Source organism: Mesorhizobium sp. B2-8-3 (assembly GCF_006440815.1).
Lineage (GTDB): Bacteria > Pseudomonadota > Alphaproteobacteria > Rhizobiales > Rhizobiaceae > Mesorhizobium.
The window spans coordinates 30,890-40,709 of the sequence record NZ_VFTW01000040.1 but is presented as its reverse complement, the minus strand read 5'-3'; the positions used below and the strand labels follow the sequence as shown (position 1 = coordinate 40,709).

Sequence of the window (9,820 nt, the reverse complement as noted above, 5' to 3'; positions counted from 1 at the left end):
CAGCACGAATCGTTCCATCAAAAGCTTGAATCACGACCAAGCCAAGATGGGAATCCTGAATATCAACAAACCTTAGAGCATGATGCCGAAAAGTGTGAAGCGGTTTTCGGACAACATCATGCTCCCAACCAAAAAGACAGAGCCGGATGATTTCAGGTCGAATCGACTTGAAATCGTCCGGGGCTAGGCCGATGCGCATCCTTCGTGCCGCCGATTACCGCGTCATGCCGTGGAAGAATCGCGGCGGCACGACGACCGAAATCGCCGTTTCCCCGGCCGACGCCGGGCTCGAGGATTTCGACTGGCGCATCTCCATGGCCCGCGTCGAGACCAGCGGGCCGTTCTCCAGCTTCGCCGGCATTGACCGCACATTGTCGGTGCTGGAGGGCGAGGGGGTTATCCTCGACATCGCCGGCCAGCCGCCGGCGCGGCTGACCACGGCTTCAGTGCCGCTCGCCTTTCCGGGCGATGTGCCGACCGGGGCAGCGCTGATTGGCGGTCCGATTACCGATCTCAACGTCATGACCCGGCGTGGTCGCATGGCCCACAAGGTCGAGTGTCGGCCGCTTGCCAGTGAGATTCGCATCACGCCGCGCGCCGACACGACGCTGGTTCTGGCCGTCGGCGGAAGCTTCACGCTCTTCACGGGCGATGCGCCGAGCCTGGGACCGCTCGACACGCTGATCCTCGACCGCGACAGCCCGGAATTGCGGCTTCAACCCAAGGGGCAGGGCCGGCTTTTCGTGATCGAACTCCATCGCCTCGCCGCCAACCATTAACGGCTGTTGCCAAACATGATCGCGGCTTGGGTGAATTATCGCCCGGCCCCTTGCATGTATCACGAAAAAGCCTGAATTCTTGCCCTGATCCAATCGGGGCGGAGAGCGAGGGGCGTTCGCCCACGAGCTGTCGAAAGGGCACGCCCTGTTGTGGTGCGCAAGACAAACTTTCGGCCAACCAGTCATGCAACCAATTGCAATTGAACCGGTTTTAGGGGCATTGCCGTGGCGGTGACGCCGCATTGCGCCCCCGCTTACGGAATTTTCAATGAACATTCAGACGAACCCGAACAAGATCGAACAGACAAGCGCCGGCTTCCCGGTGGTGACGGAAGCGCCGATACGCTCCAATTTCCTGCCCGAGGACCGGCTGCGCGCCTTGGGCGTTGCGCTCGCCAAGGGCGAAGTCAAGGAATTGTTCGGGCTCGCTCCGTTCGAGTTCCAGGCCCGCATCCGCGACAGCGCCAAGAAAATACTCGAAGTCTACCGCTCGACCAACGCCGCCCAGGCCAAGGGCGAGACCATCACGCCGGCCGCGCAATGGCTGCTCGACAACAACTACCTGGTCGAAGAGACCATCTTCCAGGTCAAGCGCGACCTGCCGCGCCGCTTCTATCGCCAACTGCCGACGCTGACACTCGGCGACGGCACGGTGCTGCCGCGCGCCTTCGTCGTTGCCTGGGGCTATGTCGAGCATTCCGACAGCTCCGTCTCGGCCAATATGTTCAAGGCGATCGTCGAGGGCTTCCAGTCGGTCGAGCCGATGAAGATCGGCGAGCTCTGGGCGCTGCCGTCGCTGCTGCGCTTCGTGCTGATCGAGAACCTGCGCCGCATCGCCGTGCGCGTCGATCGCACCAGGCAGATGCGCCACATCGCCAACGAGGTCGCCGACCGCGTTCTGGCGACCGACGATAATGCCGACCGCACGAGGATCCTGTCCAACTACGGCACGCATGCGCAGGACACCACCTTCGCCACCCAACTGCTCTATCGCTTGCGCGACGGGTCGCAGAACGCCGGGCGCGCGCTGGAATGGCTGGAAGGCGAGCTCGAAAAGACCGGCTCCGACGCCGAGGAGATCATCATCTCCGAGCATCAGACGCTCTCCAGCGGCAACGTCACGACCGGCAACATCATCCGCGGCCTGCGCCTCATCAACGACGTCGACTGGACGGTCTGGTTCGAGGGCGTCAGCCGCATCGACACGCTGCTGCGCCAGAAGACCGATTTCGCCGACCTCGACTTCTTCTCGCGCGACCAGTACCGCACCGCGATCGAGCAGCTGGCGCGCCGCTCGGATCTGTCCGAATACCGGGTGGCCGAAAAGGCGATCGAGCTTGCCGGCCACACGCCCGGCGTCACCGACGCGTCTGGCGTGCCCGAAACCGCCGACCCCGACGTGCATACCGATGTCGGCTTCTTCCTGGTTGGCCCGCGCCGCCAGGAACTGGAAAAGGCGATCGGCTACCGGCCGCCTTTCTATGTGACCTTCAAGCGCGGCTTTGCCAGCGCCGGCTGGTTGGGCATCGTCGTGCCGGTCTTCCTTTTGACGGCGCTGCTGCTCGTGCTGTCGGGCAGGGCGCTCGCCAATCTCGGCCTGTCGGTGGAATCGATCACGCTGATGCTGGCGCTGTTCGCGGTGCCGGCAAGCGAAGGCGCTCTAGCCTTCTTCAACACCGTGGTGGCACTGTTCCTGAAACCGACCAGGCTTGTCGGCTACGATTACAACAAGCACGGCATCCCGGCTGAATCGCGCACCCTGGTCGTGGTGCCTTCGCTGATCGGCTCGCGCGACGACGTCGAGGAAAATATCCGCAACATCGAGGTGCATCATCTCGCCAACACGGCCGAGGAGATTCACTTCGCGCTATTGTCCGACTGGCCGGATTCCAAGACCGAGATCGACGCCGCCGATATCGAGATCCTGCAATATGCCCGCGACGAGATCGCCAGGCTGAACGCCCGCTATCCGTCGGAGGGCTCGCCGCGCTTCTATCTCCTGCATCGCCGCCGGCTCTACAATCAGGCGCAGGGCTGCTGGATGGGCTGGGAGCGCAAGCGCGGCAAGCTGCATGAGCTGAACCTCCTGCTGCGCGGCGACAGCGACACCACCTTCCTGCCGCTCAACGTGCCGCTGCCGGAGAATGTCGTCTATGTGATGACGCTCGACGCCGACACGCGCACCACGCGCGATGCGGTTTCGGACCTGGTCGGCAAGCTTGCCCACCCGCTCAACCGCCCGCATTTCGATCCGGTCAAGCGCGTCGTCACCGCCGGTTACACCATCCTGCAGCCGCGCATCACCGCCTCGCTCACCAGCGGCGACGACGCCTCCTTCTTCCAGCGCGTCTTCTCGGCCAATCGCGGCCTGGACCCTTATGTGTTCGCCGTTTCCGACGTCTATCAGGACGTCTTCGGCGACGGTTCCTTCACCGGCAAGGGTCTCTACCATGTCGACGCCTTCGAGGCGGCGCTGAAGAACCGCATCGACGAAAACACCATCCTCAGCCACGATCTGCTCGAAGGCGCGCTCGCGCGGGCCGCGCTGGTGACGGATGTCGAACTGGTCGAGGACTATCCGACCCGCTACTCGGTCGACGCCTCGCGCCACCATCGCTGGGCGCGCGGCGACTGGCAGCTGCTCGGCTACATCTTCGACCCGCGCTCCGGCGTGCCTGCGCTGTCGCGCTGGAAGATGGTCGATAATCTGCGCCGCTCGGTCACCCCGATCTTCTGGGTGATGGCCTGTATCGCCGGCTGGACGCTGCTGCCCTTCACCCAGGCGGCGCAGTGGCAGGCCCTTCTGATCCTCAGCCTGTTCATGGCGCCGACCTTCGACATCGTGAACGGCATCCTGCCGAAGAGCGGCGACCAGACGCCGCGCGGCCATTTCTCCGCTTTGGCGCGCGACACCGTGTTCGGCACCGCGCTTGTGGCGCTGAAAGTGCTGTTGATGGCGCATCTCGCCTGGATGATGGGCGATGCCATCGTCCGCACCATCTACCGGCTCTTCGTCAGCCGTCAGAACCTGCTCGAATGGCGCACCGCCTCGCAGGCCGCCAAGAACAGCGGCAGCGATCTCGGCGCCTATTACGGCATGATGTATGGCGCGGTGATCATCGGCGTCGTCGGCCTCGCGATTCCGGTGCTGGCCGATTCCACCGGCGCTTTCGTCGCTTTCTTCTTCGCCATTTTCTGGATCGCTTCGCCCGCCGTCGCCTGCTGGATCAGCCGTTCGGCCGAGACCGAGGACAGGCTGCGCATCTCGAGCGCCGACATCCACGCGCTGCGCACCTTCGCGCGCCGCACCTGGCATTATTTCGAGACCTTCGTGACGGCCGAGCAGCATCATCTGCCGCCGGACAATTTCCAGGAAAGCCCGGCGCCGGTGGTGGCGCCGCGCACCTCGCCGACCAATATCGGCGTCTATCTGCTCTCGGTGGTTTCGGCGCGCGATTTCGGCTGGATCAGCCTGTCGGATGCCATCACCCGCATCGACGCCACGATGACGACCATCGAGAACATGCCGCGCGATCGCGGCCATCTCTACAACTGGTATGACACGACGACGCTGAAGCCGCTCTATCCGCTCTACATCTCCGCTGTCGACAGCGGCAATCTCGCTGGACATCTGGTTGCGGTGGCCGCCTCATGCGCCGAATGGGCCGAAGCGCCGTCGGTGCACCTGCAGGGCGATTTCGAAGGCATCATCGACACCGTCACCATTCTCGACGAAAGCCTGGACGAGCTGCCGGACGACCGTCGGCAGCTGCGGCCGCTGCGCCAGCGCCTAGCCGACCGTCTCGACGGGATGCGTCGGGCGGTTGCGACCATCAAGGCACAGCCTGAGATGGCGTCGATCCGCACCATCAACCTTGCCGTGCTGGCTGGCGAGATCCGCAAGCTCGCCACCGCCATCCACACCGAGGCGGCCTCGCCGAAGAGCGATGTCATCGCCGACTGGGCGGAGCGCCTGGAAGCGACCTGCGAGGCGCATGTGCACGATTCGCACAATGACGAGAGCGCGGTCGCCGCTCTGCGCGCCAAGCTGCTTGCGCTGCGCGAGCGCTGCCGCCGCTATGCCTTCGAGATGGATTTCTCCTTCCTGATGCGCCAGGAGCGCAAGCTGCTCTCGATCGGCTACCGGGTCGAGGACCGCCAGCTCGACGAGAGCTGCTACGACCTGCTTGCCTCGGAAGCGCGGCTCACCAGCCTGTTCGCCATCGCCAAGGGCGACCTGCCGACCGAGCATTGGTTCCGTCTCGGACGACCGATCGTCGAGATCGGCTTCCAGGGCGCGTTGATGTCCTGGTCGGGCTCGATGTTCGAGTATCTGATGCCGCCGCTGGTGATGAAGGAGCCGCAGGGCTCGATCCTCAACCAGACCAGCAAGCTCATCATCAAGCGCCAGATACAGTATGCGCGTTCCAAGAACGTGCCCTGGGGCATTTCGGAAGCGGCCTACAATGCCCGCGACCGCGAGCTCACCTACCAGTACACCAATTTCGGCGTGCCCGGGCTCGGCCTGAAGCGCGGCCTTGGCCAGAACACCGTGATCGCGCCCTATGCGACGATCCTGGCCGCGCAGTTCAGTCCGCGCGAGGCGGTGCAGAACCTGCAGCGGCTGCGCTCGATCGGCGCGCTTGGCCGCCACGGCTTCTACGACGCTGTCGATTTCACGCCGCAGCGCGTGCCCGAAGGCACCGACCACGCGGTGGTGCAGAACTACATGGCGCACCATTCCGGCATGTCGATCGCCGCCGTCGCCGACGCCATTTTCGAGGGCCGGCTGCGCGAGCGTTTCCACAGCGATCCGGTGATCGAGTCGGCCGAGCTTCTCTTGCAGGAGAAGGCGCCGCGCGACATTCCGACCGCAACCGTGAGGACGGAAGCGGACGAACGATCCAAGGACGAAACCGAGACCGAGAGCCCCGACAGCCGCGTCATCCTCGATCCGATCAAGGCGCTGCGGGCGACCAACGTCATGTCCAACGGCCGCTATTCGGTCATGGTCACCGCGACGGGCTCCGGCTACAGCCGCTTCGGCGAGCTTGCCGTCACCCGCTGGCAGCCGGATCCGAGCGAGGACCGCCTCGGCTCCTACATCTTCCTGCGCGACACCGCGACGGGTGACTGGTGGTCGGCCACGGCGGAACCGAAGCGCGCCGAGGGCGAACGCGTCCAGACGCTGTTCGGCGACGACAAGGCGAGCTTCACCAAGACATTGGGCTCGCTGCGTTCCGAAGTCGAATGCATCGTCATTTCCGAAGGCAATGGCGAAGGCCGCCGCATCACCCTCTACAATGACGGCGCTGCCGACCGGCATATCGAGGTGACCTCCTTCGCCGAACTGGTGCTCGGCAACGAAGCCTCTGACAACGCGCATCCGGCGTTCTCCAAGATGTTCGTCGAGACCGAGATCGCGCCGAACAACGGGGCGATCTTCGCCACGCGGCGCAAGCGCGACAAGAACGACCCCGACCTCACCATGGTGCATTTCGTCACCGACCCGTCGGGCCCGTCGCGCGATGCCGAGGCCGAGACCGACCGGCGAGCCTTCATCGGCCGTGGCCGCACCATCGCCGATGCCGCCGCCTTCGATCCCGGCGTCAGGCTTTCGGGCAGCCAGGGCTTCACGCTCGACCCGGTGGCAGCACTTCGCCGCCAGGTGCGCGTCCCGGCCAACAAGAAGATCTCGCTGACCTTCTGGACCGCCGTCGGCGCCAATCGCGCCGAGCTCGACGAGGCGATCGCCCGCCTCGACCACCAGGAGAGCTTCGCCCGCCAGGCCATGCTGGCCTGGACGCGGAGCCAGGTGCAGACGCGCCATCTGGGCCTCAGCCTGACCGACGCCGCCAATGTGCAGAAGCTGGCGCGCTACCTGATCTATCCCGATCCGTTCCTGCGCCTGCCGGCGGAATCCATCGCGTCGGGCCTCGGCCGCCAGTCGAGCCTGTGGCCGACCAGCATCTCGGGCGATTTCCCGATCTTCCTCGTGCGCATCGGCGACGTCGCCGATCTCGAGATCGTCGCCCAGGCGCTCCGTTTCCAGGAATATATGCGGGCGCGGGGCATGATGATCGACTTCGTCGTAGTCAACGAACAGGCCTCGTCCTATGTGCAGGACCTGCAGCGCGCCGTGGAGACGCTGTGCGAGAACAGCCGCCTGCGTGGCCGCGAGCTCGGGCCGCGCCAGCACATCTTCGCGGTGCGCCGCGACCTGATGGATGAGCCGACCTACAAGACCTTGCTGTCGGTGGCGCGCGTCGTGCTGCACACGCGCAACGGCACGATCTTCGACCAGCTCGAACGCGCCGAGACCGCGGCCCTCCAGGCCCGCGATGCCTTGCTTCAGGCCGAGGGCGGCTCGCCGCGCGAACCTGTTCCGCCGCTGCCTTTGCCGGTGCCGGCAAGCCATGGTGGAAGCGATATCGCCGCCGACGGCAGCGGTCTCAGCCTGTGGAACGGCTTTGGCGGCTTCGACGGTGACGGCCGCCACTATGTGACGCGGCTCACCGGACGGCGTTCGACGCCGCAGCCCTGGATCAACGTCATCTCCAACGCTGCCTTCGGCTTCCACGTCTCGGCGGAAGGCGCCGGCTTCACCTGGAGCCGTAACAGCCGCGACTACCAGCTGACGCCGTGGTCGAACGACCCGGTGTCCAACCGGCCGGGCGAGGGCTTCTATGTCTTCGACCACGCCAGCGGCAAGGCGTTCTCGCCGATGGCCGCGACGGTCCGCGATCCGTCGATGACCTATGAGACCTGGCACGGCCAGGGCTTTTCCACCTTCCGCTCGAAGCGCGGGCCTCTGTCGATGGACCTGACGCAGGTGGTCGATCCTGTCGATCCGGTGAAGATCACCCGACTGCGCATCCAGAATTCGGGCTCCGTGCCGGCGCGTCTGCGCGTCTATGCCTATGCCGAATGGGTGCTCGGCGGCCACCGCTCGCGCACCGCTGCGACCATCGTGCCCTCGCGCGACGCGGCGACAGGCGCGCTTCTGGCGCAGAATCCCTATGGCCTCGACTTCGGCGAGCGTGTCGCCTTCCTGGGAGCCAGCCATCCAATCCATTCGGTGACCGCCGACCGCTCCGAATTCGTCGGCAGGCACGGCACGACGGAGTATCCGCAAGCCGTGCTCGGCGGGCTTGCGCTTTCGGGGCGGATCGAAGCGGGCGACGACCCTTGCGCGGTTGTCGCCAGCGACATCGACATTCCGGCCGGTGGCGACGTGACGCTGCTCTGGCTGCTTGGCGACGCGGCCACGCCCGCCGAGGCAAGCGCCCTGGTGCAGACCCATCGCGGCAAGGATTTCGACCAGCGCCTGGCCGACAATGAAAAGGCCTGGCGCGGCTTCCTCGACACCATCCAGGTCGAGACGCCCGACGAGGCGATGAACGCCATGGTCAACCATTGGTTGCCCTATCAGGCCGTTGCCTGCCGCATCCGCGCGCGCTCGGCCTTCTACCAGGCGAGCGGCGCTTTCGGCTTCCGTGATCAGTTGCAGGACACGCTCTCCCTTCTGGCGCACGACCCGAAGCTGGCGCGTGACCAGATCCTTAATGCCGCGCGCCGGCAGTTCCCGGAAGGCGACGTGCAGCACTGGTGGTTGCCGCGCACCGATGCCGGCGTGCGCACCATGATCTCGGACGACGTCGTCTGGCTGGCGCATGCGACGGCCCGCTACATCGAGGTGACCGGCGACGCCGCCATCCTCAAGGAGCAGTTGCCCTTCATCGACGGGCAGCAGCTCGGCGAGGACGAGCATGACGCCTTCTTCACGCCCGAGATCACCAAGAACACCGCGCCGCTCTATGACCATTGCGCGCGGGCGCTCGATCTGGCGATCAAGCGCAGCAGTCCTGCCGGCCTGCCGCTCATCCTCGGCGGCGACTGGAACGACGGCATGAACCGTGTCGGCGAGGGCGGCAAGGGCGAGAGCGTGTGGCTTGGCTGGTTCCTGCTGAAGACGCTCACCGACTTCGCGCCTGTCGCCAAGGGACAGGGCGACGCCAAGCGGGCGCAGGCGTGGCTGAAGCACGCGGACGCGCTGAAGCGGGCCCTGGAAAGCACCGCCTGGGACGGCCAGTGGTACCGGCGCGGCAGCTTCGACGACGGCACGCCGCTCGGCTCGCACAATTCGCACGAGTGCAAGATCGATTCCATCGCCCAGTCCTGGAGCGTGCTGTCGGGCGAGGGCGATCCCGCGCGCTCGACGACGGCCATGGAACAGGCGACCGAGATGCTGGTCGACGATGATCTCAAGATCGTCAAGCTGTTCACGCCGCCCTTCTCGAAAAGCGAGAAAGACCCCGGCTACATCAAGAGCTACCCGCCAGGCGTGCGCGAGAATGGCGGCCAGTACACCCATGCCGCCACCTGGTTCGTTATCGCGCTGGCCGAAATGGGGCGCACCGACGAGGCCTACCGCTGCTTCTCGATGCTGAACCCGGTCAATCATGCTGCTGACGAGGCAGCGGCCGAACACTACCGCGTCGAGCCCTATGTCGTGGCCGCCGACATCTATGCCGGCGAAGGCAAGGGCGGCCGTGGCGGCTGGACCTGGTATACGGGGTCGGCCGGCTGGCTTTACCGCGCCGCGGTGGAAGGCATCCTCGGCATCGAGCGGCGCGGCAAGGAGATCACGTTTAGGCCGAAGCTGCCCGCGCACTGGGACGGCTACGCCGCGACGCTCAAGATGTTCGACGGCGAAATCAAGCTTCGCGTCATCCGCGACAAAAAGACCAAGTCGATCTCGCTAGAAGTCGACGGTTCGAAGAAAAAATCGGCCTCTTTTGAGCCGAAGGCCGGCGGCAAGGCCGCGGTCGTCGTCAGGATACCAGCGTAAAATCAAAGGCTTGGCCTATCGGCCGCGCGTCCCTCGGGATGTGCGGCCGATCGCCGTTTTTTACTTGGCGAGGCTCCCGCGCCCGGGCGCGTGCCTTACTTTAGGGCAGGCTAAGCAAGAGCTTGTGATTAAAAATGTGGCAGCGCGGGGCAAGTGCCATTATTTTGCCGCAAGGCTGACATTTCACCTT

At 65.2% G+C, this 9,820-nt stretch carries 2 protein-coding genes; both read left to right on the top strand.

Annotation, left to right across the window (positions count from 1 at the left end; all coding sequences use genetic code 11):
• Positions 1-191: 191 nt before the first annotated feature.
• Entirely contained in the window at positions 192-779 is a 588-nt protein-coding gene (locus tag FJ418_RS30685) for a HutD family protein (RefSeq protein WP_140641270.1), read from the top strand.
• A gap of 268 nt (positions 780-1,047) precedes the next feature.
• Positions 1,048-9,630, top strand: coding sequence for a glucoamylase family protein (locus FJ418_RS30680; RefSeq protein WP_140871988.1), 8,583 nt, complete (start codon positions 1,048-1,050; stop codon positions 9,628-9,630).
• The last annotated feature ends 190 nt before the right edge of the window (positions 9,631-9,820 follow it).